Source organism: Aliidongia dinghuensis, assembly GCF_014643535.1.
GTDB lineage: Bacteria > Pseudomonadota > Alphaproteobacteria > ATCC43930 > CGMCC-115725 > Aliidongia > Aliidongia dinghuensis.
This window is the reverse complement of sequence record NZ_BMJQ01000001.1, coordinates 256,278-280,851: the sequence shown is the minus strand read 5'-3', so window position 1 is coordinate 280,851 and position 24,574 is coordinate 256,278. Positions and strand designations below refer to the sequence as shown.

The 24,574-nt window shown below is 61.1% G+C and carries 24 protein-coding genes; 12 read left to right on the top strand and 12 right to left on the bottom strand.

The features are described 5' to 3' along the window. Window positions 1-203: 203 nt before the first annotated feature. The 4 genes from IEY58_RS01340 (at window position 204) to IEY58_RS01325 (ending at window position 4,050) form a co-directional block, all read left to right on the top strand. Window positions 204-347, top strand: coding sequence for a hypothetical protein (locus IEY58_RS01340; protein ID WP_189041640.1), 144 nt, complete (start codon window positions 204-206; stop codon window positions 345-347). 102 nt (window positions 348-449) lie between these two features. Next, window positions 450-1,094, top strand: a complete 645-nt coding sequence (locus IEY58_RS01335; protein WP_189041638.1) for an NYN domain-containing protein — start codon at window positions 450-452, stop codon at window positions 1,092-1,094. A 694-nt stretch (window positions 1,095-1,788) separates the two neighbouring features. Then, window positions 1,789-2,706: a hypothetical protein gene (locus IEY58_RS01330; protein ID WP_229743411.1), complete on the top strand. Its 918-nt coding sequence runs from the start codon at window positions 1,789-1,791 to the stop codon at window positions 2,704-2,706. A 129-nt stretch (window positions 2,707-2,835) separates the two neighbouring features. Then, window positions 2,836-4,050 carry an MFS transporter gene (locus IEY58_RS01325; RefSeq protein ID WP_229743409.1) on the top strand — a complete coding sequence of 405 codons (1,215 nt, stop codon included), beginning with the start codon at window positions 2,836-2,838 and terminating at the stop codon, window positions 4,048-4,050. A 93-nt stretch (window positions 4,051-4,143) separates the two neighbouring features. Here IEY58_RS01325 and IEY58_RS01320 read toward each other — a convergent pair whose 3' ends face one another. From IEY58_RS01320 to IEY58_RS01290, 7 genes are all read right to left on the bottom strand, one after another. After that, window positions 4,144-5,379 (bottom strand): lactonase family protein, encoded by a 1,236-nt coding sequence (locus IEY58_RS01320; protein ID WP_189041634.1) that lies wholly within the window; start codon window positions 5,377-5,379, stop codon window positions 4,144-4,146. A 13-nt stretch (window positions 5,380-5,392) separates the two neighbouring features. Then, the gene (locus IEY58_RS01315) at window positions 5,393-6,448 is read right to left on the bottom strand and encodes an Ldh family oxidoreductase (RefSeq protein WP_189041632.1); all 1,056 of its coding nucleotides are present in this window, start codon (window positions 6,446-6,448) and stop codon (window positions 5,393-5,395) included. 40 nt (window positions 6,449-6,488) lie between these two features. Further along, window positions 6,489-7,265 (bottom strand): fumarylacetoacetate hydrolase family protein, encoded by a 777-nt coding sequence (locus IEY58_RS01310; protein WP_189041630.1) that lies wholly within the window; start codon window positions 7,263-7,265, stop codon window positions 6,489-6,491. Continuing rightward, window positions 7,262-8,959 carry an IlvD/Edd family dehydratase gene (locus IEY58_RS01305; protein ID WP_189041622.1) on the bottom strand — a complete coding sequence of 566 codons (1,698 nt, stop codon included), beginning with the start codon at window positions 8,957-8,959 and terminating at the stop codon, window positions 7,262-7,264. Before IEY58_RS01305 ends, IEY58_RS01310 begins: the two co-directional genes overlap by 4 nt. Further along, the gene (locus IEY58_RS01300) at window positions 8,956-9,873 is read right to left on the bottom strand and encodes an NAD(P)-dependent oxidoreductase (protein ID WP_189041620.1); all 918 of its coding nucleotides are present in this window, start codon (window positions 9,871-9,873) and stop codon (window positions 8,956-8,958) included. Before IEY58_RS01300 ends, IEY58_RS01305 begins: the two co-directional genes overlap by 4 nt. A 30-nt stretch (window positions 9,874-9,903) precedes the next feature. Continuing rightward, the gene (locus IEY58_RS01295; RefSeq protein ID WP_189041619.1) at window positions 9,904-11,193 is read right to left on the bottom strand and encodes an MFS transporter; all 1,290 of its coding nucleotides are present in this window, start codon (window positions 11,191-11,193) and stop codon (window positions 9,904-9,906) included. 147 nt (window positions 11,194-11,340) lie between these two features. Beyond that, window positions 11,341-12,234, bottom strand: a complete 894-nt coding sequence (locus tag IEY58_RS01290) for a LysR family transcriptional regulator (protein ID WP_189041617.1) — start codon at window positions 12,232-12,234, stop codon at window positions 11,341-11,343. A 160-nt stretch (window positions 12,235-12,394) separates the two neighbouring features. Here IEY58_RS01290 and IEY58_RS01285 point away from each other — a divergent pair, with 160 nt between their 5' ends. Further along, window positions 12,395-13,756: a hypothetical protein gene (locus IEY58_RS01285; RefSeq protein WP_189041615.1), complete on the top strand. Its 1,362-nt coding sequence runs from the start codon at window positions 12,395-12,397 to the stop codon at window positions 13,754-13,756. 13 nt (window positions 13,757-13,769) lie between these two features. Further along, window positions 13,770-14,249 carry a hypothetical protein gene (locus tag IEY58_RS01280; RefSeq protein ID WP_189041613.1) on the top strand — a complete coding sequence of 160 codons (480 nt, stop codon included), beginning with the start codon at window positions 13,770-13,772 and terminating at the stop codon, window positions 14,247-14,249. Between the two features lie 292 nt (window positions 14,250-14,541). Here IEY58_RS01280 and IEY58_RS01275 read toward each other — a convergent pair whose 3' ends face one another. Both IEY58_RS01275 and IEY58_RS01270 read right to left on the bottom strand, forming a co-directional pair. After that, window positions 14,542-16,050: a Y-family DNA polymerase gene (locus tag IEY58_RS01275; RefSeq protein ID WP_189041611.1), complete on the bottom strand. Its 1,509-nt coding sequence runs from the start codon at window positions 16,048-16,050 to the stop codon at window positions 14,542-14,544. Next, the gene (locus IEY58_RS01270; RefSeq protein ID WP_189041609.1) at window positions 15,962-16,747 is read right to left on the bottom strand and encodes an ImuA family protein; all 786 of its coding nucleotides are present in this window, start codon (window positions 16,745-16,747) and stop codon (window positions 15,962-15,964) included. Before IEY58_RS01270 ends, IEY58_RS01275 begins: the two co-directional genes overlap by 89 nt. A 76-nt stretch (window positions 16,748-16,823) precedes the next feature. Here IEY58_RS01270 and IEY58_RS01265 point away from each other — a divergent pair, with 76 nt between their 5' ends. The 5 genes from IEY58_RS01265 (at window position 16,824) to IEY58_RS01245 (ending at window position 20,107) form a co-directional block, all read left to right on the top strand. Further along, window positions 16,824-17,024, top strand: coding sequence for a hypothetical protein (locus tag IEY58_RS01265; protein ID WP_189041607.1), 201 nt, complete (start codon window positions 16,824-16,826; stop codon window positions 17,022-17,024). 9 nt (window positions 17,025-17,033) lie between these two features. Next, window positions 17,034-18,128, top strand: coding sequence for a DNA polymerase IV (gene dinB / locus IEY58_RS01260; protein ID WP_189041605.1), 1,095 nt, complete (start codon window positions 17,034-17,036; stop codon window positions 18,126-18,128). After that, window positions 18,125-18,316, top strand: coding sequence for a hypothetical protein (locus IEY58_RS01255; RefSeq protein WP_189041596.1), 192 nt, complete (start codon window positions 18,125-18,127; stop codon window positions 18,314-18,316). Before dinB ends, IEY58_RS01255 begins: the two co-directional genes overlap by 4 nt. 299 nt (window positions 18,317-18,615) lie before the next feature. After that, window positions 18,616-19,071 (top strand): hypothetical protein, encoded by a 456-nt coding sequence (locus IEY58_RS01250; protein WP_189041594.1) that lies wholly within the window; start codon window positions 18,616-18,618, stop codon window positions 19,069-19,071. After that, window positions 19,064-20,107, top strand: a complete 1,044-nt coding sequence (locus tag IEY58_RS01245) for a serine/threonine-protein kinase (RefSeq protein ID WP_189041592.1) — start codon at window positions 19,064-19,066, stop codon at window positions 20,105-20,107. The genes IEY58_RS01250 and IEY58_RS01245 overlap by 8 nt, the downstream gene beginning before the upstream one ends. 440 nt (window positions 20,108-20,547) lie before the next feature. Here the strand turns inward: IEY58_RS01245 and IEY58_RS01240 are convergent, their stop codons facing one another. The 3 genes from IEY58_RS01240 to IEY58_RS01230 form a co-directional block, all read right to left on the bottom strand. Then, a complete protein-coding gene (locus IEY58_RS01240) occupies window positions 20,548-21,291 on the bottom strand; it encodes a hypothetical protein (RefSeq protein WP_189041590.1) in 744 nt (247 codons plus the stop codon). Between the two features lie 8 nt (window positions 21,292-21,299). After that, the gene (locus IEY58_RS01235; protein WP_189041588.1) at window positions 21,300-21,758 is read right to left on the bottom strand and encodes a helix-turn-helix domain-containing protein; all 459 of its coding nucleotides are present in this window, start codon (window positions 21,756-21,758) and stop codon (window positions 21,300-21,302) included. A 129-nt stretch (window positions 21,759-21,887) separates the two neighbouring features. After that, on the bottom strand, window positions 21,888-22,487 hold the full coding sequence (locus IEY58_RS01230; protein ID WP_189041586.1) for an MFS transporter: 600 nt from the start codon (window positions 22,485-22,487) through the stop codon (window positions 21,888-21,890). 335 nt (window positions 22,488-22,822) lie between these two features. Between IEY58_RS01230 and IEY58_RS01225 the strand changes: the two genes are divergently transcribed. Continuing rightward, the gene (locus tag IEY58_RS01225) at window positions 22,823-23,995 is read left to right on the top strand and encodes a hypothetical protein (protein WP_189041584.1); all 1,173 of its coding nucleotides are present in this window, start codon (window positions 22,823-22,825) and stop codon (window positions 23,993-23,995) included. The last annotated feature ends 579 nt before the right edge of the window (window positions 23,996-24,574 follow it).

Below are 24,574 nucleotides of genomic sequence, written 5' to 3'. Positions count from 1 at the left end.
GGTGATGAGCGCCTGCTTTAACTCTATCTCTGGCTTTACGAGGCCTTCTCGGTTCGCCATCATGCGGGCACAAGAAACTGGAGTTCGGAAATGAACCTTTCTCGTACTTTTTTTGCCGTCGCCGCCTTTGCTTTTATCGCCTCTCCCGCGCTCGCCAAGCCCCCAACCTACAAGACCGTGACCGGTGCGCAGAAACACTGCCCTTGGGCGTTGTGTGGCTCAACACCGATTCCGGCATCTACCACATGCCCGGCACGGTTCACTATGGCATGACCAAGACCGGCGTCTACATGTGCAAGGCCGACGCCGACGCGACCGGCAACAAGCCCGCGGCTAACGGTCAGTGACCCTATACTTTGCGCAAACCTAAAGATTGCCATAGATCGAGCGCCTAACCGCATGAATCGAATATAAGTAAATACGACCGCCTTACGACATCTGAGGACAAAATGAGCAATATTGAACTCACCGAAATTCATTTGAACTTTGATTTCTGCGTCATAGTCGACGGGTACCACCTTCGCTTAGGCTTCAAGCGTGCGCATCGCCGCTGGCCTAGCATTCACGAACTAAATGACTTGATTGGCAGCATAGGAGTGCTTTACGGCAATAAGATTGGCATAGAATCTGGCGCTTTTCCGATATTCTACCAAGACGCGTGGCTCAGCGAGGCGGAACAAAAAAGAATACAGGATTCTGGATACAAAATCTCGTTTCTAGATTCGTTCGTCGAAGCTCGTGATGAATTGCTTAATGGCGCAAATATTGATGATCTTGACGGATTTTCATTTCACGATCTCGCGTTGCTGAAATTCGACTCAACGGTCATCGCCCGGCAAAAAAGTATTGTCGACGTCTCCATTGTCAGCACTATCGTAGAGCAATTCTTCGACGGTTGCCGACGCTTCCTTCTAATCACAAACGATTCGGACTTCTCTGCAATCATCCAAACGCTCCAAGCTCAAGGGGCAGAATTTGGGATCTGCGACGGCGGCTCAGGCGCAGGGTCGTCCAAGAAACTCCAGTCAATCGCCAATGTGGCGTTCAGATGGGAATATGCGATCTCGCCTGCTTCTGGGGCGGTGACTGGCTGACAGATGCGGTGCGTCTGTTGCCACCCGCAGCGACGAGCGGTCTTGTGAATCGGCGCGACTACTTGACGCTCCGGTTTCCTGTCGGATCAGTGCTTTGGCGTGTCGATCGGCGTCGAAGCATTTCGCCGGTTCACACCCGAGGGTTCGCTGAAGGTTGAGATGGTGCGGCCAGGCGGCGATTGACAGCACAGCGTCTTCGACCGATTTACTGTGGGCCATTCCAACGTTGGCAACGGATGGCCGCAGCCGACCCAAGTCGGCTGTAGAACGAGTTCGGCTCGGGTCCCAGAAGCGGACCTTATGCCCACGATAGAGCTCGCTGTGAAGCGGCGCCGTGTCATGCCCCCCGCGATTTCAAAGTCAATCACTTGCGACGCCGGTCAGCGCGGGAACCTTGTGCCGACTTACAGCGGGTCGAGCCTTGGCACCGACCAATCGGGGAATTCGCTATGCTCGGATGAGGCGCCGTCCCCGATCCCGCAGGTGCGCGACCAATTGCGATGCTGCGCAGCAGATATCCGGCGAAGCCCGGCACGAGTGGGAGCACAGCATCGCCGAGGTGGCGGTCACCCGGTCGTCGATCGCGTTTCGGCCGTTCTCCCATCAAGGTCTCATCTCTCGCGATGCCGCTCGGGAGAGCGCATCCTGACTTTGGAGGGTCGCGGGTGACGGCTTCCCGCAACAAGGTCGACGGATGAGCACGACGGAGAAGACGGCCTTTGAAGTGCGCGCTGCCGACGGGCCGGGAGCTGTCGCGTCCTTTGGCTACGACGCGGCGACAGTCGAACGCTTTCGAAAGGCGTTCCCGCGGGCGCGCTGGAGCGACGAACTCCGGGCCTGGATCGTTCCAGGCGCGACGGCCGAACGCCGCCTGAACCGATGGTTTGACCGCGAGATGCCCCGCGTGTTGGCCTATGCCGACGAGCGCGGGCGCGACGCGTTCGCGTTCGAGCCCATTCAAAGCAAGTACCTGACAGTTGGCGAGGAGTTCGAGATCCGGACACCGTTCCCCAGGACCATCCAAGCTGAATTGCGCGAGGTGCCGTGGGCGGCATGGGACGCCGAGCATCGCTTGTGGCGCGTCCCGTTCCGCTCCTGGGAGGACCTGCGCCGAAGGTGGCCGGTCATTGAGACCGCCGCTGCGCGCAACGAGCCCGAGGAGCGAGGGAAGCGGCGCGAGGCCGAACGCGGATCGCCGGAATACGCGCGCGCCCTGGAGACCGCTCGGGAGCGGCGTCGGCATCGCCACCCCGTCTCGGCTGACGCCGTTCCGCCGCTGGACATCGTGCTGATGACCACGAGCGGCGCCATCGCCATCACGGACGTCACCGGCGAGTTCGTCGACGAGGTTGTCGCCCGGCAGCACTATCCCGACGTCTCGACGGAGGGCGGCCCGCTGATCTGGGCGACTTGGCGGAGGCCGACCCCTGACGAACTGGTCCACGCCTGGCCGTCGCGGTCGCCGCCGCTCGGCCACGAGCTTTCCCGCGGCTGGTGGAAGCCGACCTTGGATGAGCTCCGCGACGAGCGACGGAAGGCCCGATCGATCGAACGGGCTCAGGCAACGAGGCGTCAGCGACACTCGGGTGCCGACCGCAACGCAACGCGGTAGGTCGTTCCGTCCCTTTCGATGGCCCTAGAGGCACACCCGGCCAGAAATTGCTGCATCGCGGCATTGCGAGCCTTGATTGGGAGAAGACGCTGCCCAATTGTCGGAGTATTGCCGAGCCGGAGATGTCCGTTGCCGAACCACCAGCGCGCCGATCGTCCCTGGCCCACCCTCGTGATCCTGGCTCTGGCCATGGGAGGCTTCGCCATCGGCACCACGGAATTCGCGACGATGAGCCTGCTGCCGTTCTTCGCGACCTCCCTGGGCATCGACGCCCCGACCGCGGGGCACGTGATCAGCGCCTATGCTCTGGGTGTCGTCGTCGGCGCGCCGGTGATCGCGGTGCTGACGGCGCGGATGCCACGCCGGACCCTGCTCATGGCGCTGATGGCGATGTTCGCGCTGGGCAACGGCCTCAGCGCGCTGGCGCCGAGCTATGGCTCGATGATGGTGTTTCGTTTCCTGAGCGGCCTGCCCCATGGCGCCTATTTCGGCACGGCATCGGTGGTCGCCACGTCCCTCGTGCCCACGAACAAGCGGACTCAGGCGGTCGGACAGGTCCTTCTCGGCCTCACGGTTGCGACCATCATCGGCGTGCCCCTGGCGAATTGGCTCGGGCAGGCCGTTGGCTGGCGATGGAGCTTCGGCGTCGTCGCAGCACTCGGGCTGATCGCCCTTACGCTCGTGGCCCTCTTCGCGCCGCGCGAGACGGCAGACCTACAGTCGAGCCCGCTGGGCGAGCTGGGCGCGCTCAAGGTGCCGCAAGTCTGGCTGACGCTCGCGATCGGCGCCATCGGCTTCGGCGGCCTGTTCGCCGTCTACACGTATCTGGCGTCGACACTCACGGCGGTCACCGGAGTGTCTGATCACGTCGTCCCGATCGTTCTCTGCATCTTCGGGATCGGCCTGACGGCGGGCAACCTGATCGTGCCACGCTTCGCCGATCGCGCGCTCATGCCGACGGCAGGCGTGCTGCTGCTGTGGTCCGCGGCGATGCTGGCGCTCTACGTTTTCGCCGCGAGGAGCATTTGGACGATCTCGATAGACGTCTTCCTGATCGGGGTCGGGGCCGCCCTCGCGACCGTGCTGCAGACGCGCCTCATGGACGTATCCGGCAAGGCGCAAGCATTGCCAGCAGCCCTCAACCATTCGGCTTTCAACATCGCCAACGCCCTCGGCCCTTGGCTCGGCGGCATGGCGATTGCGGCGGGATTCGGCTGGACCTCGACGGGCTGGGTCGGCGCGTTGCTCGCCCTCGGCGGCGTCGTAATCTGGGGCGTGTCTGTGACGGTCGAGCGCCAAACCTCAACGCGGTATCGGGATTTGTGCCCGAACGAAGCCGATTAGCCAGCAGTCCAAATCGGTGGAACGGCACACATCGCAAGGAAGACGCCTTTCACAGCGATAGTCACGCGCCGCTCGCCAAATGCCAAGCCTCGCCTAGGCTGGAGCGAACAGAATACACACCGGCGTGCCGCTCTCGATCACGCGCCCAGTCTGAACCAGCATGCCGCTGGCCCGAGTTCTCCGAAGCTCCACGATTGAATCGGTCAGTTCGTTGGCGGCGTAAAAATGGTCCTCGCTTAGATCGGACGCGAAGAACCGAGGGCCACGGCCATCGGTCGAGGTCCAGGCGACCGGCGAAAGCCTCCCGGACGAACTATCGATCGCGAAAAGGCCAATGCTGTCGTGTCCGCGGTTCGAGACATAGACGTGTTGGCCAGAGGCCGAGATGGCGATCTCCGCCGATCGGTTGTTCCCGACGAACTCGCTCGGCGTCGCAGGCACCACCTCGATCGGATGGAGTTCGCCGCGCTCGCGATCCCAAGCGTAAGTCGCGACGGTCGAGTCCAACTCGTTGACGACATAGGCAAACGGCTGGGTTGGATGGAACACGATGTGCCGAGGTCCCGCCCCCTCGCGCGTCTGAATGGACGGGGTGGCGTTGAACGCGAGCTTTCCGAAGGCGGGATCGACCGTGAGAACGAAGATCCGGTCGAGCCCCTTGTCCGGCACGAAGAGGAAGCGGCGGCCCGGGTCGAACATGACTTCGTGCGGGTGCGATCCCTTTTGCTCGATCTTGTGCGGGCCGGGCTCGCCGGGCAGCTCGATCAGATCGAGCACTTCGCCGAGCGTGCCGTCCGAGGCAACGGGAAGCGTCACGACCGATCCGGTCGCGTAGTTGGCTACGACCAGGAAGCTCTTGCTGGCGTCGAATGAGAGGTGGACCGGATTCTTACCCTTGGTCGACTGGCGGTTCAGGAAGGTCAGCCGCCCCGTCTCGGGATCCCTCCTGAATGCGCTCACCTCACTGCTGTCGCCGTGGACGGTGTAGAGGCACTTCCCCTCCGGCCCGAGGCAAAGGAACGACGGGTTCACCAGGTCGTCGAGAACCTGGATTTCGGTCCAATCGCCGGTTCGCGGATCGATGCGGGCGACCGTCAGTCCTTTGCCGTGGCCGTTGCGCTCCCGGCTGGTTCTGCTCCCGACGTAAGCAAAACACGGACGGCGTGTCGGCATGGCTGTCTCCGAGGATCGAGATGAGTGTGACGGGGCGGCACCTGCGATCGGCGACGCCAACACGGCGGCGCTGCCAACCGCGAACGTCGCCGTTCGAAGGAACCATCGACGGTCGAAGCCAGGTGCCAAAAATTCGTTCTGGGCGTCGGACTGCATCCGATGATGCCTCCTAAGTGAACGGCAGGTGCTTCTGGAGCCCTAGCTCGTCAGCGAGCTTCCTCAGGTCGGCGATGGTGTCGTCGGGCAAGGACAGTCCATCGCGCCGGTTCTTCTCGTCGTTTCGCGCCTCGATCTCGCCCGGGTAGAAGATCTCGTCAGCGCCTCGGGCGAGCGGGACCGACTTCAGCTCGGCGATCAGCGCCTCCATCCGGCGGCCGAACTCGTCGACCGGCTGGAAGGCGGCGATGTCGAGCGCGATCATCAGATGACCGGCTCCGCTCTTGTGCTCGAACTGATAGGGGCCATGGACTTGCGCGCCGAAGCCGCTGCCAGTCAGGACGCCGGAAAGCATGTCCATGACGACGGCAATGGCGTAGCCCTTGTGACCGGCCATCGGCAGGATCACGCCGTCGATCGCCGCCTGGGGATCGGTCGTCGGCGCACCCGCGGCGTCGATCGCCCACCCTTCCGGGATCTTCTCGCCGCGTTGCCGGGCGAGATAGACCTTGCCGCGGGCGACGCTCGTGTTGGCGATGTCGAGGGCCATCGGCGCCAAAGCGCCCGCCGGGCAAGCCCAGGACCAAGGATTGGTGCCGACCATCTTCTTGCGGCCGCCCCAGGGCGCCATCGCCGGGCTGGCGTTCGTCGACAGGAACGCCACGCAGTTTTGCCGTGCCGCCATCAGCGTGAAGTAAAGCGCGGTGCCGAAGTGGTTGGAGTTCCGCACCGCGACGGCGCCGATCCCGTGCCGCTTGGCGCGCGCCACCGCCTCTTCGGCAGCCCGTGCCGCCAACACCTGCCCCATGGCGTCATGCCCATCGATGACGGCGACACCGCCCGCGTCGACCGCGAATTCCGGCCGGGCGGCGGCCTGGCAGACGCCAGCCTTGAGCCGGGCCACGTACCAGGAGAGACGCAGGACACCATGCGATTGATGGCCCCACAGGTCCGCCTGCACCAGCGTGTCGGCGCAAAGCGCCGCGTCCGCCGTCGCCATGCCGACCGCTTCGTAGGCTGCGGACGCGAAGCGTCGCAGTCGGTCCGGCGAGGTCCGACCGTCTAGCATCGCCTGTCTCCTTGTATTGTCGCGGCCGCAGGCACCGGGTTCACGGAACTCGGGTGGTGAAGCCGAGGGACCGATCGAGGAAGCGCGCCTCGATCGCGACTGGACCGGTGACGTTGAACGGCACCGACATGCTGCCGGTCGAGATGAGGCTCCCGCGCGGCAGGACCATGTTGCGTTCCTTCGCGACCGCGATCAGGTCGGCCAGCGCGTCGCACGGCACGGTCACGTCATCACCCGTCGCTGCTCGCACGCGCTCCGTTCCGTCGACCGACACGACCAGGGTCCGAGCGACGTCGGAGAGCGCCGCCGGATCGACCGCGTCTCCGACGACCAGGGCCGCGAAACCGGCGTTGTCGGCCGCGAAGCTCGGCCAGCCGACGGCCCGCCGATCGACGAAGCGGGACAGCACCACCTCGAACGTCACGCAAGCGGACCCGACGACCGATCGGGCGTCCTGGATCGACGCGGTCGGAAGCACGTCCTGGCCCAGCACGTAGGCGAATTCGAACTCGATCGTCGCCGGTGCGGCGTTCGGCAAGGACACGACCTGGCTCGGCTCGAGGACGCGAGACTTGAGGAGACGTCCGGCGATCGAGCGGCCGACGCCTGAATCGCGCTTCAGCTTGTGACTTCCCACGCCCAGCTTCCACCCGATGGTCGGGATGCCGAGGTCGGCCACGAGGCGATCCTGAATGTCATAGCCCTCCGACAGGGTCCGGGGCCGAACGGCGGCGGGAAGCTCGGTCAGCTGCTGACCCGAATGCCAGGAGTCGGCGAGCACCTTTGCCGCTGGCGCGGGGTCGAATTGGTCGGTCATTCCGGCGTCTCCATGGTCAGGAAATCGAAATCGCAGCCGTCGGGCGCCTGAAGCACCGTTCGGCGGTAGAGGGCCTTGTAGCCGCGAGCTGGCACCGGCGGCGGCACGACCTCCGCAAGACGGCGCTTGATCTCGGCGTCGTCGACCAGCAGGTCGATCCGCCGCTCGGCGATCGACAGCCGGATCCGGTCGCCGTTGCGGACGGCGGCAAGCGGCCCGCCGATCGCGGCCTCCGGCGACACATGCAGGACGATCGAGCCGAAAGCCGTGCCGGACATCCGGCCGTCGGAGATCCGCACCATGTCCTTCACACCGGCCTGCGCCAGCTTCTTCGGGACCGGCAGGTAGCCCGCCTCCGGCATACCGGCCGCCTGCGGGCCGATGTTTTGCAGAACCAGGATGTCGTCCGGCCTCACGTCGAGATCCGGATCGTCGATCCGCTTTGCGAGATCCTCGAGGCCGGTGAACACCACCGCTCGTCCCTCGCTCTCGAACAGCGCCGGTGTCGCTGCCGCGCGCTTGAAGATCGCGCCGTCGGGTGCCAGCGAGCCCGACAAGGAGACGAGGCCGCCGACCTTCGAGACCGGATCGTCGAACGAGCGGATCACCTTCCGGTCGATCCAATCGAGGGGCGTCTCGAGCCGGTCGGCCAGCGTTTGGCCGGTCACGTCGATCGTATCCAGATGGAGCAGCGGCTTGAGCTCGCGAAGGAGCGCCCCGACGCCGCCTGCCGCATGGAAGTCCTCCATGTAGCCTTCGCCGACGGGCTTCAGGTCGACCAGGACCGGCGTCTCGTCCGAAATGGCGTTGAGGCGCTCGTTCGAGATGCGGATCCCGCGCCGACCGGCGACGGCCGCCAGATGCACGATCGCGTTGGTCGAGCCGCCGATCGCCATCAGCACCCGGTGCGCGTTCTCGACTGACTTCTCGGTGATGATCTCGCGCGGATAGATCCTGTGGTCGATCAGCCTGACCGCGGCCTTGCCGGTCTCCTCGGCGGCGACCAAGCGATCGGCATGGACCGCCGGGATGGCGGCGGTGCCGGGCAACGACATGCCGAGCGTTTCGGCGATGCAGGCCATCGTCGACGCCGTGCCCATGACGGCGCAGGTCCCAGCGGTGACCGAGAGGCGGCCTTCGACGGTGGCGATCTCCTCCGCGTCGATCGTGCCAGCGCGATATTTGCCCCAGAAGCCGCGGCAGTCCGTGCAGGCGCCGAGGCGCTGGCCTTTGTGGCGGCCGGTCGACATCGGGCCGGTCACGAGCTGGATCGCCGGAAGGTCGGCGGATGCAGCGCCCATCAGCTGTGCCGGTACGGTCTTGTCGCACCCCCCGATCAGCACGACCGCGTCCATGGGCTGGGCGCCGATCATCTCCTCGGTGTCCATCGACATGAGGTTGCGATAGACCATGCTGGTCGGGTTGAGGAACACCTCGCCGAGCGAGATGGTCGGGAACGGCCTCGGCAACCCGCCGGACGCCAGCACGCCGCGCGAGACGGCCTCGACCAGGTCCGGCATGTAGCGGTGGCAATTGTTGTAGCCGGACGGCGTCATGACGATGCCGACGACTGGCTTGTGCAGCATCTCCCGGGAGATGCCCATCGAGCGCGCGAAGGACATGCGGAGAAAGCGGGCGAAGTCCGCGTCGCCGTAGTTGGTCAGGCCGTTGAAGAGACCCTTCGGCGTGCTCATCGGCCGCCCTCCTCCTGATTGGTTTGCTGTTGCCCGTCACGGAACGCGACGCCGAGCAGTTCCTCGAACACGAGGACCATGGCGCCCTTGTCCTTTGGCCCATGCCCCTTGAGCAGTGCCGTCTGATAGGTCGCGGTCGCGGCGGCCAGCACCGGCAGCGGGATGCCAAGCTCCGCCGAGAGAGCGGCGCCGCTTACGAGGTCCTTGTAGGCCGCCTGCATCGGGTAGCCGTCGCCGAAATGACCGCGCAACATCCGGGGGATGAAGAACTCCGAGGCATAGCTCCGGCCGGTGCCGTTGTTCACGACCTCGCCGATGCGCGCCGGATCGAGGCCAAGCTTGGCGGCCATCGGCAGGATCTCGGCGAGTGCCGCCGCGTTGATGTCGAAGAGCAGCTGGTTGATCAGCTTGGTGAGCTGGCCGCTACCGGCGGCGCCCATGTACAGGATGGTCTTGCCGATCAGGTCGAACAGCGGCCTGACGCGATCGAACAGGGCCTGGTCGCCGCCACACATCACTGTCAGCGTGCCGTCGATGGCGCGCGCTTCCATGCCGGAGATCGGCGCGTCCAGAAAACCGACCTCCGCGGCCGCCAATTTCCCGGCGATCGCCAGCGTCTTGGTGTAGTCGCAGGTGCTGAGGTCGACGACGATCTGGCCCGGGCGCAGGGACGCCGCTATGCCGCGATCGCCGAACAGCACGTCGGTCACGACCTGGACGTTGGGGAGGCAAAGAAAGATGACGTCCGCGTCGACGGCGTGACGGAAGTCGGTCGAGGTCTCGATGCCTTTCGCCGCCAGGTCCGCGAAAGCCCGGTCGGTGCGATCGATCGCGACGACCGATGCACCGCCTTTCGCGAGATTGATGGCGATGGGCTTGCCCATCTGGCCGAGACCGACGAAAGCGATCTTCATGGGGTTTCTCCTATCGAATGAGGCGGACGCTCATGCGGGCCGAGCTTCGCTCCGTGCGGGCCGGTCGGCGGCGCCGATCGGACGCCGGGTGAGCGTCAGGGTCGAAGCGGCGCCGACGAGCAGCAGGACGCCCGCGATGACGAAGGCGTTGTCGTAACTGCCGGTCTCCTCGATCACGTATCCGGTCACGATCGGCGCCATGAGGCCGAAGACGTTGCCGCCGACCACGTTGAAGGCCATGGCGACGCCGACGTCCCGAGGGTTCGGCAGCAGGTCGTTCACCAGGGCGAAGTTGAGGGACGTCGTCGCGGAGATGCCCGTGAGGGACAGGGCGATGAGCGCGAGGATGGCCCAGAGATTGTCGACCAAAGGGGCGAACAGGATGACCGACGCGAGCACCATCGCCGCGGCGATCACGTATCGCCGCCCGCCGCGGGCCACTTCGCCGCGCAGCGCCCGGTCGCTCAGGCGGCCGATGGTGATGCACAGGACGACGGCGATCGCGTAGGGCAGCGCCGCGTAGAAGCCGGTCTTGGCGATCGTCAGGCCTTTGGTCGCCTGAAGATAGGTCGGCAACCAGGTCAGGAAGAGGTATTGGGAGTAGACGTTGCAGCCTTGGGTCAGAGCGAGGCCCCAGAGGGTCGGTCCGCTCGTCAGCAGCCGAAGCAGGCCCGACGCCTCGCCCTTGCTCTGTTGGCGGCCGTGCCAGCTGCGCTCCGCGAGGATCGTCGCGCGCTCGCCGTCGGACACCCAGTGTGCGTCCTCCGGCCGGGCGAACCAGATTTTCCAGCACAGCAACCAGAGCAGGCCGATCCCGCCCGCCAGGAAGAAGAGCACCCGCCAGCCGAATGCCTCGATAAGCGGCCCAGCGACGACCGCGCAGAGCGCCGGTCCGGCATAGGAGCCGCTGTTGAAGATGGCGTTCACGGCACCGCGCTCATTGGCCGGGAACCACTCGCGGATTACGCGCGCACCGGAAGGATTACTCGTCGCCTCGCCGCCGCCCATCACCAAGCGGGTTGCGAGCAGCTGCACGAAGCTCGAGGCAAGGCCGGTCATGGCCGTCGCCGCCGACCAGATCGCCAGGCCGATGCCAGCCACAGCCTTGGCGCCGAACCGATCAACGAGGATTCCGGCCGGGATCAGGAAGATCGTGTAGGTCCAGAGGAAGGACGAGAATAGGTAGCCGAGCGAAACCGAATTGAGGCCGTATTCCTTGGATATCGGTCCGGCCGCGAACGACAACGCAACGCGGTCCACGTAGTTCATGAGCGCGAGCGTGAACAACATCAGGGCGACCCATCGGCGCTTGCGTTCCACGGCATCCTCCCAGGAATTGTTGTCGGCGGGATCGGAGGCTGGGCCGATCCTTCGTTCGTTTTCCGGGAGATTACGGCGGGTTCACCATCTCATCGACAGATGATCAGGCATCGCACGATACAAATATTGGATCGTTACCTGAGCCGATCAGGCGGTGGCGATGTGGCGCCGGACGAACTGCTGGAAGAGCGGCAGCGCGGGATTGTCATTGTCGCGCAGCCAGACCATGGACAGCTCGCTGACCAGCCTGGTGGGGCCTACCAAAGGACGGATGTGCACGTTCGGCGGCCGGAGGCGCACCGAGCTTTCCGGCACGACGGCCAGGCCCACTCCGGCACCGACCAGAGCCAGGATGGTGTGGGTCTCGCGGGCGTATTGGACGAAGTTCGGCAGGATGCCCGCCCGCCGGAACGCCGCCGACAGCAGGTCGTGGTGGTAGCGACTCTCGACGGGGGCATACATGACGAGGGCCTGCCCTTGGAGACGCTCGATCGGCACCTCCGCCTCGGTCTCGAACGGATGGCCCTCCGGCACCGCGAGCAGCATCGGGTCGCGGGAGACCCTGAGCGTCTCCAGCCGATCTTGGTCCACCGGCAGGCGAAGGATGCCGACGTCGAGCCGCCGGGTCGAAAGACCGTCGAGCTGGTCGGCGGTTACGAGTTCTTTGAGGACCAGCTCGATCCCGGGAAGTTCGACCGCCGCGGCGGAGACCAATCGCGGAAGGAGCTCGTAGCTCGTCGCCGGTATGAAGCCGATCGCGAGCGCCCCGGCCGTGCCGGACGCGATGCGCCGCACCGAGAGGCGCGCTTCCTCGGACAGCTTGATGATGCGCCGGGCGTCGTTGAGGAAGCTCCGCCCTGCTGGCGTCAACGACACCACTCGGTTCGAACGGTTGATGAGAGAGACGCCCAAGGTGGTTTCCAGGATCTGGATCTGCCTCGACAGTGGCGGCTGCGTCATGTGCAGGCGCAAGGCCGCACGTCCGAAATGCCCCTCTTCGGCGACGGCGATGAAGCAACGGAGTTGGCTGAGCTCGAACATGCACGGAATCACGGGGCTTGGTGTCAAAATCGGACGGCGCCGGTAGCCCGCATCTTACAAGACCAGCACGGAATCTGCGCTTGTCAATCACGCCCAAGAACTCATATCGTTCGCAAGTGGCGTGAACCAATTTGCACCCCTAACTCGGCGTGCCCAGTCCATGCGCATCGACGAATTTCTCGACGATTTCGATAATCTTGCCGAGGCGCACCAAGCTTATCTGAACGAACTTCGTGCTGTCGCTGGACAGGGCGGCTTCATGATGGGTGTCACCGCGCGGTTTGCTGAATGGGCACAGAGCGAGCTCTTTCGGTATAGCCACGTGTTTGCGAATTCTGGACGGCCAAAGGATTTTTGCCCGGAGTGGTGCCCGGATGCGTTTGTGTTTCTCGGTGAGGCTGGTCACCGCTTCTATATTCGAAGGAAAAACGGAAGCACTGCTATCGTTCTGGATTTCGACCTTTTGTGCCGCTTGGTCCTTTTTGTCTTTTTTGTAGGACTCGATGACGAGAGCGATATTGTAGGTCAAGCTTTGGCTGCTTTTCTTCTGGCGTCTGTTGTGGTTCCCAGGACGGAACCGTTTCCATGCCTTGAGCAGTTAATCGAAAGTTGTGGCCAGATTAATCCAGACATCACGAACGGCCTATTTACGAAAGTAGCGCGTTTCATACTTTTGCATGAATTGGGCCATTCTTATTACGAACGCCACGGTTCTGAATTTTTGCACGTCGCCTTTGAGCTACCCCCGAATACCGTGCCCAAGCCCGACGTCGTGCGCTCCATTCGGTATCATCCCGACGGACCTGTCTATAATCAGGTTGATCTCGCGGGCTCTGCTAACGGATTGTTGATCATCCCCCCTGACTTTCGCAATTGGGAAGCCGAGTTCGCCGCAGATGTATTCGCGGCTTACGCCTCTCTATATACCTCAGTAGGGACGAAGCCGGGCCCCGCCCAGCTTGATCACCTGACCGAATCTCTCATTTGCTGGCAACTTGTTCTTTTTGCTATAGGCAATCGACAAGATTACATGCGCGCAATCTCCAATGATACGCAGCAAATATTTTCGCACCCCCCAGCCAGCGCGCGAGTTGACGTACTTCTTCACCATTTGAATTTCATCGCAGAGGAATTCGATCCCACTTGGCGAAGCGTTACGATTTCCATATTTAAGGGGCACTACAATTCGCTTTGGTCCAAAGAGCTTCTCAAATTGGTCGGCGAGGTAATTGAATATGTCCGATACGCCTTTGATGAAGAGGGGCCGCATATTAATCCCGGTCGGATAGTTACGTTTATCAAAGGCATGGATGTCCAAGCGAAACCCAGCGCACTCACCAAGTTTGGTAAATATTTTTTGGAGCCATTCTTGCAACAATCCGAACTAATCGGATGGCGCGAGGCCGGTCAACAAAATAGTAACGAATATATCGATTATATTAAAACATTTAGATTAAATGGAAGGCCGATTATTTTGGAGTTGGCCGAACGATTGCATGGAATTGGCGTGCGATTTACCTAGGGGCGGGGCGAAAATGACGCTGTCTATTATGGACGAGCAGGATGTGCGTGGATTTGCAAAGGCGCATCCAGAAGTTCTTGCGGCGATTATCGGAGCCTCAGCCGAGCGACTTCACGCGGAAGACAATCTGTTTGGAGAAGCCTTCACCATCGCGATGTTTGTCGCACTTTGTAAGAGCCTCAGTGAGGTGATTGGGGCGGGCGTCGCCGTTGCAAAAGTCATTGGCGCTGCGGAGAAGCTTATCGGATGGGCCCATCAACGGCTAGCGGCAGACGCCGATGCCAACGAGAGAGAACTGACTATCGGTGAGCGTATCTTGATCTTGGCATTTGAGGCATTTTTGAATAGAAAGATCGGCATCAAGGCTGAGTCGGTGAGTAAATTACTGGGTGTCGACGAGAAATCAGTTATGCATGCGCTTGAACAACTACAGATCAATGGCATCATTCGAAAGGCGCGAGACGGATCGTGGAAATACGTTCGGCCATTTTAATAAAAAACAGTCTTGAATGCTATTTTTGATCATGTTTGATGTTTCCGCTCGGTCCTGTGAGCGCTGTGATGTTGGCGAAACTGTTCCATATTGCGGATTAAAGTTAATTTTTACTTCCCTATCTGCCTCGCGAAATCCCTCACCCGTCTTTCCGCTTCGAGTCATAGGCTAAATCCAGTCGAAGACCATGGTGAGCGTTAGTCCCCTGTACGACAGCCACCAAGAGCTACTTTCGGATCAGCTCACGCGACCGCCTACGACTGGCACAGGTCGGGAATCGCCGTCTCTGATCTCAAAACAACCCATGCATGAACCACCGCGCCGCGTTGTCGATGCCGGTCCGGAAAATCCAATACCGAGCGCCCAACTCATCCTCGATCGCGAAATAGTCCCTGACCGTCCAAACCTCCCGGTCGGCGCGCCACCATTCGCCGAAGATGCGTTCCGGTCCGTCGACCCGGCCAATCCGGTACCGGTCGCCGCGCCACGAGAACATCGCCGGTGGGTGGTCCGGCAGCAGCGCCGTCGTCTCGATCATCTCCGGCGGCGCCAGCAATCTGCTCGGCCTCAGCAGGTCGACCGGCCACGACACGCCCGTTGGCGGCGACAACGGCGGCACCGAACGCCAGGACCGATCCGGGATGTCGCTCTCAACCGGCGCCGCGCGGAACAGCTTCTCGGCGCCGAGCCGATTGCTCAAGGTGTCGACCAAGGCGGCGACGTCTCGGACGTCTGGCTCGCGGTGGACCATGCTGCCGATGATCTCCGGCCGCAACGGATCGGCCAGCGGGACGGCGAGCACCATCGCTTCGATGCCATAGCCCGGATCAATGCGCTCGACCTGTTGCTCGAGCAAGCGGATCAAGTGCTTCGGATCCCTGGACGGCCGCGCCATTCCGGCTCTGACCGCCTGCTTTTCACCGTCGACGCGCTCGCAGATCAAGTCGAGCCGCCGCGCTCCCAGACCGCGGCGATCCAGGTCGTCGCGCACGAGACCGACCAGGCGCTCGATGCCGACCTTGATCGCATCGGCAGTCGAGATTGGCTCAACAAACGGCACCCGTCGCATGATCGCTTCAGGTGCCATGACCGGGTCCAGTGTCTCGAACATGAGGCCGGACAGCTGATCGAGACGGCGGCCAAGATCTGAGCCGAAACGTAGCGCTAGGTTCGATCGCGGCACCTTCATGAGATCGGCGATCGTCTCGAAGCCGAGCCGTCGAAGCCCACTGACGACGTCCGGTGGTAGCCGGAGCGCCACGACCGGCAGGCCGCGAGTTGCCGCCAATGAATCGCCCGTTGCCACCACGGCAATCGGTTCTCGCCCGTGCCGCGCGATGCCGTGTGCGGCGCCGGGCGTATCAGCAAGCGCGACGCGCGCGCGGAGACCGGCGCGGCCGAGGCGGTCACGTAGGTCGACGAGGAGAGTTTTCTCCGAACCCCACAGATGCGTTGCACCGCTCACGTCGAGCCAAATGCCGTCCGGCGGGTCCGATGACGTCAACGGCGAGTACAGGCGCTGACACCACACGGCTAGCCGGTGCAGCCCAGCGAGGTCCGCGGCCGGATCGGCGTCCTCGACGACGAGTTCAGGAACAAGCATCCGAGCGTGCGCCAGCGCCATGCCGGGCGCTAGGCCTTCGGCGCGCGCAGCCATGTCGACGGCGGCGACGATCCGGCGGCGGCCGTCGTGAAGTGCCGTCGCGAACGGCCTATCCGTTGGCGGCGCGGAGTGGCGTAGCGTCCGACGCAGCCGATCGGTCGGCCACGTCGGCAGGTACGCCGAGACGACCCGTCTCATCGCAGGCCTCCACTTCGAACGTTCTCGGCTCGCCGCCCCGACAGCGCAGCAGCTCGAGCCGCCACTGCGCTCTGGCGAGGCCGGGAGTGGATGGCGACCAGGCGAGCGCTGGACCGCTGAGTACCGGCGTCACACGCCATCGGGTGCGCGCCGCCGTCGGTTCCACCGCCATGTCGTGCGCCAGACGACGAGGCCGACGCAGCAGCAGACCTAGGCCGCCCGACGTCTCGGCGGCGAGTTGCAAGCGTCGGCTCGCCGTCAAGCCGACGGCACCTTCGATCTCGCCGACGACAGCGGCCAGGCCGACATGGCGCACCGCTTCTTCGACGACGAGGAGCACGGTCTTGGCATCGCCTGCTTCGACATAGATCACGCGGTCGGGATCGACGCCGACGTTTGCCAAAGCGGGCGCAAACAGGTCTCGACGGCTGAAGGCCCATATGACCGGCCCGGCGGTCCGCGCGAGGACGCCACCGATGAAAAGCGTCGCCGTTGCGCCGAACGCCGCGTCGAGCCCGCCGCCGATCACCTCATGGACCGCGCCAAGGGCCAGGCCGCCGGTGGGTAAGGCTGCGTCGACGTCGGCGAGGCCGAAGGGCAATGTCGGCAGCAAACCAGCCGGTCGCATCCCCAGCTCCCGGGCCCGGATCTGGGCCTTGAGGTCGTCTAGCAGCTCCTGTCGACGCCCTTCATTCATACCGATATCAACCCGATCAACCGAGACAATGTTCCTATTTTGTTCTATAACCCGAGTCGAGAAAGGAGTCGATGGAATGAGTCTGGAAGCAGTGATGCAGACCGTAGTGGTGGTCCGGTCCGCCGCCGACGCAGTGCGTTCGCTTTTGTCGCTCCGGCGATCGAGGAAGCGCATTGACGACGTGATCCCGGTCTATCGCCTCGCGACCCGCGACGAGTTGCTGCGGGCTCGGTCGGATCTCGCGATCGACGTCACCTCCGGGCTCGTTCCGCGCTAGGATGCAGCCATGGACGGCGCCGTCAGAAAGATCATCCATGTCGACATGGACGCGTTCTACGCGTCGGTCGAGCAGCGGGACGATCCGGCGCTGCGTCGGCGGCCGCTTGCTGTCGGCTATGGCGCGGCGCGCGGTGTCGTCGCCGCGGCGAGCTACGAGGCGCGCGCCTTCGGTGTCCATTCGGCGATGCCGTCGGTCACGGCGCTGCGCAAATGCCCCGAGCTCGTCTTCGTGCCGCCGCGCTTCGACGTCTATCGCGCCGTCTCCGGCCAGATCCATGAGATTTTCCGCGCGTACACCGACATCATCGAGCCGCTGTCGCTCGACGAGGCCTCCCTGGACGTCACCGCCAACCGGCGCGGCCTGCCGACGGCATCGGAGACGGCCCGCGAGATCCGGGCGTGCATCAAGGAGGTCACCGGCCTAAACGCTTCCGCGGGCATCAGCTATTGCAAGTTCCTGGCGAAGCTCGCCTCCGACCAGCGCAAGCCCAACGGCCAGTTCGTGATTCCGCCGGAGCATGGAGCCGCGTTCATCGCGGCCCTGCCGGTCAAGAAGTTCCATGGCGTCGGCCCGAAGACGGCCGCGAAAATGAACGAGCTTGGCATCTTCACCGGCGCCGACCTCCGCGACCAGACACCGGAATTCCTACAGCGGCACTTCGGCAAGTCGGGCAGCTGGTACTACGCCATCGCGCGGGGCGAGGACAACCGGCCGGTCAACCCGAACCGCGTCCGAAAGTCATCAGGCTCCGAGACGACCTTCAAGGTCGATCTGACGGCGCCCGAGGACATCGAGGACGGAGTGCGGTCGATGGCCGACGAGGTCTGGGACTGGTGTGAGCAGCGGCACATGTTCGGTCGCACGGTGACGGTCAAGATCAAGTTCGCCGACTTCCAGCAGGCGACGCGCTCAAAGACGCACGCCACGCCGGTCATGTCTCGCGAGGCACTGCGGGCGGCGACCATCGAGCTCGTGCGTTCGGTCTATCCGCCGAGGATGGGCATTCGGCTTCAGGGCGTCACGGTCTCGAGCTTCGAGGACGAGCGACAGGAGGGGGCCGACACCTACCAGTTCGGCCTAGATCTGGTGATTGCGTCATGATCTCTGACCTCGATATCTTCCGCAGCGCCAAGCTTTGGCTCGACCGGCACGGTGATGCCGCCATCGTCGAGGCTCGCTGCCGGGTCGCCGAGTTACAGTCTACTGGCGATCGTGACGGAGCCGACGTCTGGCTCCGTATCGTCATCGCGATCGAGACCCTGCTGACGCCAATGGCCGGGACGCACTGACCATGCACGTTCGGGTCCTTTCGAGGCGAGAGGTCGAAGCTGGCGAAGCCCTCGGCGCTGGAGGTTGGTGCTAGTATTAATCGGGAGGTCTGGGGACGGCTCCATGCCAGCGATCATGCCCATACATGGATCGACTTGGCGTAAGCGGTGGATCACGAAATGGTTTTGATCGGCGATGTCTGTCGATCTTTGGAGCACGCCGCCGATAAGGTTGTGTAAATTCGCCCTGGGATCAGCTAAGAGGGTATATATCACGAAGATAAGTCTCCGGACGTGCCGAACATTTGAAGCGGTGAGATATGATAACGATCGGTATACGCGCTGCTCCAAAAATTATCACCTTCGCCATCTACGATTCTGAGGCGAACGAGATAATAAATGTTGAGCAGATAAAAATACCGGCGGCTTTCGAGACGCCTGCTGCGCTGAAGTACGTTCGATCAAATCTTCTGGATGTTCTGCGGGAGTACAGCGTAGAACAAGCAGGGGTTAGGATTACAGAGCCCAACGCTCAGTCGCCGAGCATCGAGCGCATCCAGATCGAAGGCGTCATTCAGGAAGCATTCGCGAGCAGCGAGCTTCGCTCATACTACATCGGGCAGATTTCCTCGATCTCGAAGCGCCTGGGCTTCGAGAGGGTGCGCTTTAAGCCACTGGTCGATGGCACCGATGATTTGGGCATTGCGAATTGGGGGGCGATGAGCAAGGAGCAACGAGAGGCGATCCTCTGCGCCATGGGGGCAAAGGATGCTTAAGCCCTATCAAAAGGCCGAACTGACTTTCGATATTCTGCGGGAAATCGGACAGGACGGCCGTAATTCTCAAACCTACGTGACGCACGACCATCAACTAAACGCCGAGATCGTCACCAAGAGGATTCGCAAGGATAAGCTGGCCTCACCGGATGTTTTCTTTGCCGAATCACAGGCTCTTTATCTCACTGCCCATCCCAATGTCGTGCAGGTGCATTACGCTTGCTGTGATGACGAGTTCATCTACGTGGCCATGCCTTACTACAAAAATGGATCCGTGAAGGATCTGATCACCGGCGGGCATTTGACAGTCCGAGAAATTATTACGTTGGGGTCCGAGATACTCGCCGGTCTGCACAATATACATTCAAAAGGACTCGTTCATTTTGACCTAAAGCCGGACAATATATTGATCTCTCCTCGTGGAGAGGCGTTAATATGCGATTTTGGACTGTCGAAGCAAATAAACTATTCGGGCGTGGCAGCGCAGGATCTTCACTACGCCAAGATGATGCCGCCCGAAGCGTTATCTACAGACCATTTCAAAAGAACTTTCGACATCTATCAGTTTGGACTGACGCTCTATCGGATGTGCAACGGCAACGAACACTTTTATGAACAGCTCGAGAAGTACGGGCCAGCCGCGAGCTTCGACCGCGATGCCTTTCGATATGACCTGAGAAACGGACTTTTCCCGAAGCGAGGATCGTTCGCGGCACACATCCCGTCGACGCTGCGCAATGTGATCAAGAAGTGCTTGGAGGTGGAGCCTGCCGATCGATACCAATCCGCGATCGAGGTAGCGAACGCGATGGCTGGCATCGATGGGCACTGCCTAGATTGGCGCCGCGTGCAGCATCCCGATAAAAACGTATGGACAAAGAACGAAAACGGAACAGAATACGAGCTGACGCACTCGGCTGATGGAACCACTACCTGCTATAAGGCTGTTAATGGTGGACAGAGGCGACGCGTTGGTGACGCATGTAGGGCCAACGTGACTGACAGAGAGCTTCGCAAGCTATTCGCGGATTACTGATGCGAACAGTCAAAAACAGCCCAAGCAGGTATGTGGGACGGTCCGATCTTGCCAGTCGGACGGCTCAAGTGGACGAGCGTGTCCGAGACCATCCGGCGACGCCTAAGAGCCGGGATTTCTTATCCGCTGAGATCGACGATAATTTCTACGTGGACTTCTCGACGACAAAGAAACCCGCAAAGTCCAGGTGATGTCCGGGTTAGGACCCTGCTCGCCCCGCTGACGCATTCCTGCGTGCGTCACCCGCCGCGGTCAAGCGATCATCTTCATGCACCGCAATCTCCCCTTTGACCCGCCGAAGAACTCTTCGCGACACCAGCCGCGGACCTCATACCGCTGCTGCAAATGGGAGAACTGACCATACACGTGATCCCGCCGACACCGCTCCCTGCTCGGCGAGTGTGGCGGCACCGAAGGTATCCTACTCATAAACAATTTCCTCAGGATTTCGCAGTGACATCAAGCGCGGGCGCGACCAACCAGCCGGAAGCGGTCAATATTTCCACGGCTGAGTTAAGGAGTTCACGTTCCAAATCGGTCATTTCTTCATCGTGAGTTTCTTTCACCGTCTCGGCTGCGGCGATTGCGCATTTAACCATCAGATACACGTGTAGGCAATATAGGTGAGACGATGCTTCCCTATTGTACATAGGGACGAGTGATGCGCCGATTACTTCCGCACTGACGATATTGGTTATAAGCCTCGACAACAGCGCCTGATCCGCAACATGCGCTGCGGCATTCAAGTCACTGTACAGTGGACCGGCGCCAGGACCGGCGCGAGAGATGTTCGGCGTTCGATTTTCGCGCCGTTGGCCGATTTTGAACTCTTCGATCGCTGCTATCGTCTCCAGCTCTTGCTTGAGCAAGTTCGCAGCCTGAAAATATAATCCTTCGGAGACGCAGACTTCGCAAATATCCACTCCCTGAATGAATGAGGCGATCAGCGACATTCTACCGCTTAGGGAGGCCGATGTCCTTCCGGGTTGTCCGGCTTTTTTGGTGACAATGCTGACCAATGTCGAAAACGCCAGCAGATGTGCATCCAGCAACCTTCCGGCATCGGCCTTCCAACGTTTCCTGGTCGCCGCCTGGGCATTCCTTTGGATATCGAGCTGTGACATGCCCCGATCGAGGAAATCTCTCGCGGCCTGGTGCTTTTTGGTCTCTCGCTTCTCGCTCACTGCCGATCCTAGCGGTTCGTGGAAACCGCCTTGATCAGGCTCAAGGCCGCCGTCCGCTGCTTCTCGTCCTCGATAGCGTAGAAGGCGCGGACGAGCTCAATGGTCTTCCGCTTCTTCATGAGGTCGGCTGGCACCTCATCGGCCTCGACGGCAGCTTCGTGCGCCGCCTGCACGGCTTCGGCGCCGCCTTCGACGTCAACGGTCTCGAAGAAATAGGAGACCGGGCAGTGCAGGATGAGCGAGAGCTGGTATAGCCGCGATCCGCTGATGCGGTTGGTGCCATGCTCGTATTTCTGAAGCTGTTGGAAGGTCAGGCCCAGCACTTTGCTGACCGCCTCCTGGGACAGGCCGAGCAGGATTCGACGCATCCGGACCTGGCCGCCGACGGCGCGGTCGATCGCGTTCAGTTGCTCGTTGGTCAGTTCGCCTCGAGCTTGCTGAGTAGGAGTGGCGACTTTATGGGCCATAGGCAATGTCCTCAAATCCGGTTGAACTAGTATCGGCACTCGCGCCCAACGTGGGATTAACACAGGGGCGCCCGAACTTCCTTCCAGTTCGCGACATGACCGGCTTGTTTCTTTTGTCGATCGTGCTGCCTAGGAGGCGGCGGCTTGGATCGGCGGGTTTCGCCTGAGTGCTGACAGTGCGAGCAAGCCGAGGACGCAAAGCCCCGACGACAGAGCGAGCGCTGCCTGCGGGCCGCCGCTCTCCAATACCCATCCGAACAGCAGCGGCGCCACGGCTTGAGTGACCCGGCTGGGTGCCGCGAGCAACCGCGTTCGTAGGCCGTAGCCGTTTGGTCCGAACATCGCCAGAGGGAGTGTTCCCCGGGCGATCGTCACCATGCCGTTCCCGGCGCCATGCAGCAGCCTGAACACCATCGCCGCCGGTGCGCCGAAGGCCGCGAGGCATGCCACGGCCACCGGAGGAAGTCCGACGGCCAGCCGCGCCGACGTCAGCGGCGAGACACGCCGTAGCAGGCTGAACTCGGCGATGCGGGCCGCGACCTGTGCCGGGCCGACCAGTGCCGCGGCAGCTACCGCTGTAGTAGGTGCGACGCCGTAGACCGTCAGCAGTCTCGGCAGATGGGCCGACGTTGTGCCGGAGACGCGCGCTGCCGCCGCGAAGGTGATCGGTAGAAGCGCAAGCGTCCTGGTTGTGTCCGGTGTCTCGGCGAGCTCGCCTTGCGGGCGCATCCGATCCCGCGAATAGGCGGCTGGCACAAAGAAGCGATTTGTGACCAGAGCCAACGCAAGATGCGATGCCGCCCATAGGAATCAAGCTTCGCGCCAGCCAATCTCGCGCGCCCCTTGCGCAAATACAAGAGGTCGGAAGCAGTCGTCCAAGGCGAAGCACCGCGATGCACGGAAGAGTATGCCCTTGCTTAGGACCACGGTTCCACTACAAATTGAACTGTGCGAGCGGACCGCCTCGAGGCAAACACACTGTTAGGCGAACATATTTCTGACAGGAATTTTCTGCCCTTAGAAATTTTGAGCGCAGCATACATGCGAGTATAGCGCCGCAGTAGATGCAGGAACAGGACGCACCTATGGACATACCAGCTCAAAAGAACAAAAATTCAAAGAGTGAGCTCAATTTTTCACGTGCGAAATTTAGATTCGAAGTGCGCGCAAAACAGTTAAGGTATTTTGCGAATATTGTGTTTTTTATGATTTGCCTTCTGTCTATCGGTGGTAGTCTCATATTTTATTTTGCGCACGACGTCATGGACATAGATTTTCCCTACGATCACGACAGGACCAGAAATTCCCTCAATCACTTGGAGGATTCAAACGAAAAAGTACAAGATCAAATCAATAATATATTGTCTATTTGCAAAGCAGAGGTGACATTACAGGTAATAAATGAAATAGATTCTCAGAAGTCAAATGAAAATTTCGAGATCCATTTAAATAAAGTCAATAGGTTCTCAAGAGGATATCTTGGACTCACTGAGGCGTTGTATTTTTCCAGTCAATTAGATTTTACGTTGCCGACAGCAATAAAAAACATGGCCTATCTCGCTCAATATGGAAGCATCGATAGCTATGGAAATGAAATAAAGGAGAAAAATTCCGATCGCGCACGAACGGAAGGACGTGCGGCCTTCGATATATCGAAGCTTCCAGGGGGTACCCAGGGTATCTTTTTTCTAACAGCGGATTTCCTTTCCGCGCTCTCTGACAGAATGCAGGCTAGGCATTGGACCTGCATTGAGAAGTCTATCAACTTCGAAAGCGGAGAAACTAAGAAATTCGTTGATACAAATCAAATATACAGCTTCAAGCGGAGCGCGGAAAAACAGGCTGAAAACATAAAAATGGCACTTGAGCGAGTGAATACCAGTGCAAAGCGATCGGAAATTGAAGATCTTGTTGGATCCGTTATAGTAGAAAAGGATAAATATGAAGATTTGATGAAGATTGAACTCGCACATCTGACAATGATTAGGGTTGGAATTATAAGCTGCTTGTTTTTCTTGATTGCGGTGTTTTTATCTGTCTATAGATACAGCATAAGGCTTGCATCCTATTACGAAGCGCGAGCCGATGCGGCCGAACTGCTTGAGGGAGCTGTGAGCACTTCCAATTTCATCAAACTATCGGAAGCGTTGACACCTAAAATCTCCTTCGACAAAAACCCCGCTACTCCGCTCACACAGTTAATAGATGCCGTGAAAACCTCTAAATCGATAAAGTGAATTTGCTTTCCCGTGTCGCGGCTCGTGCGTCACCACGATCGTTCGGCATGATACGGAATGGTGACGTCGACACCGATTTCTCCAACGACCGTCGTCCACTTGACCATCTTGTCGTGCGGGGGCAATTGAACGCGACCGTCAGAGGAACAGTCACAAGAACCATCCGGCTCGATCACGGCGTCAGCCCGTAGATTTGGTTCGTCCCGCGTGCGGAAGCGTCGCCGAGGTCGGAGGACCGAGCCGAACCACAACGTCCGACTCGGTCGGCGACTTGTCTAGTACCGCTTTGGAATTTTGAATGCCGTCAGGCCGACATCCCTCGCGTAAAGGCGTCGGCCGTCACGCGTGGTTATCCACGGGCGGAAGACAAACTCTTGATCGGGCTTAGGTTTTGCGCGATTGACCATCGTGGTCTCCATCTCTGGGATACCGACGTCATCACGACGTTGGTAGGCACTAACAGTGCAGTCCCCCTTATAGCACAAACGGCAGATAACAACGAGTGTGTGCCGGTTACGCACTCAATAGAACGGCGTACTCGGATTGCGCTTTTTCATGATGTCGTTCGATACGTCAGCG

Excerpts from the sequence above, each read along its gene's own strand:
- IEY58_RS01335 (WP_189041638.1), top strand. The coding sequence starts at position 450 with ATGAGCAATATTGAACTCACCGAAATTCATTTGAACTTTGATTTCTGC.
- IEY58_RS01330 (WP_229743411.1), top strand. The coding sequence starts at position 1,789 with ATGAGCACGACGGAGAAGACGGCCTTTGAAGTGCGCGCTGCCGACGGG.
- IEY58_RS01320 (WP_189041634.1), bottom strand. The coding sequence starts at position 5,379 with ATGCAGTCCGACGCCCAGAACGAATTTTTGGCACCTGGCTTCGACCGT.
- IEY58_RS01315 (WP_189041632.1), bottom strand. The coding sequence starts at position 6,448 with ATGCTAGACGGTCGGACCTCGCCGGACCGACTGCGACGCTTCGCGTCC.
- IEY58_RS01310 (WP_189041630.1), bottom strand. The coding sequence starts at position 7,265 with ATGACCGACCAATTCGACCCCGCGCCAGCGGCAAAGGTGCTCGCCGAC.
- IEY58_RS01305 (WP_189041622.1), bottom strand. The coding sequence starts at position 8,959 with ATGAGCACGCCGAAGGGTCTCTTCAACGGCCTGACCAACTACGGCGAC.
- IEY58_RS01300 (WP_189041620.1), bottom strand. The coding sequence starts at position 9,873 with ATGAAGATCGCTTTCGTCGGTCTCGGCCAGATGGGCAAGCCCATCGCC.
- IEY58_RS01290 (WP_189041617.1), bottom strand. The coding sequence starts at position 12,234 with ATGTTCGAGCTCAGCCAACTCCGTTGCTTCATCGCCGTCGCCGAAGAG.
- IEY58_RS01285 (WP_189041615.1), top strand. The coding sequence starts at position 12,395 with ATGCGCATCGACGAATTTCTCGACGATTTCGATAATCTTGCCGAGGCG.
- IEY58_RS01280 (WP_189041613.1), top strand. The coding sequence starts at position 13,770 with ATGACGCTGTCTATTATGGACGAGCAGGATGTGCGTGGATTTGCAAAG.
- IEY58_RS01275 (WP_189041611.1), bottom strand. The coding sequence starts at position 16,050 with ATGAGACGGGTCGTCTCGGCGTACCTGCCGACGTGGCCGACCGATCGG.
- IEY58_RS01270 (WP_189041609.1), bottom strand. The coding sequence starts at position 16,747 with ATGAATGAAGGGCGTCGACAGGAGCTGCTAGACGACCTCAAGGCCCAG.
- IEY58_RS01265 (WP_189041607.1), top strand. The coding sequence starts at position 16,824 with ATGAGTCTGGAAGCAGTGATGCAGACCGTAGTGGTGGTCCGGTCCGCC.
- dinB (WP_189041605.1), top strand. The coding sequence starts at position 17,034 with ATGGACGGCGCCGTCAGAAAGATCATCCATGTCGACATGGACGCGTTC.
- IEY58_RS01255 (WP_189041596.1), top strand. The coding sequence starts at position 18,125 with ATGATCTCTGACCTCGATATCTTCCGCAGCGCCAAGCTTTGGCTCGAC.
- IEY58_RS01250 (WP_189041594.1), top strand. The coding sequence starts at position 18,616 with ATGATAACGATCGGTATACGCGCTGCTCCAAAAATTATCACCTTCGCC.
- IEY58_RS01245 (WP_189041592.1), top strand. The coding sequence starts at position 19,064 with ATGCTTAAGCCCTATCAAAAGGCCGAACTGACTTTCGATATTCTGCGG.
- IEY58_RS01235 (WP_189041588.1), bottom strand. The coding sequence starts at position 21,758 with ATGGCCCATAAAGTCGCCACTCCTACTCAGCAAGCTCGAGGCGAACTG.
- IEY58_RS01230 (WP_189041586.1), bottom strand. The coding sequence starts at position 22,487 with ATGCGCCCGCAAGGCGAGCTCGCCGAGACACCGGACACAACCAGGACG.
- IEY58_RS01225 (WP_189041584.1), top strand. The coding sequence starts at position 22,823 with ATGCAGGAACAGGACGCACCTATGGACATACCAGCTCAAAAGAACAAA.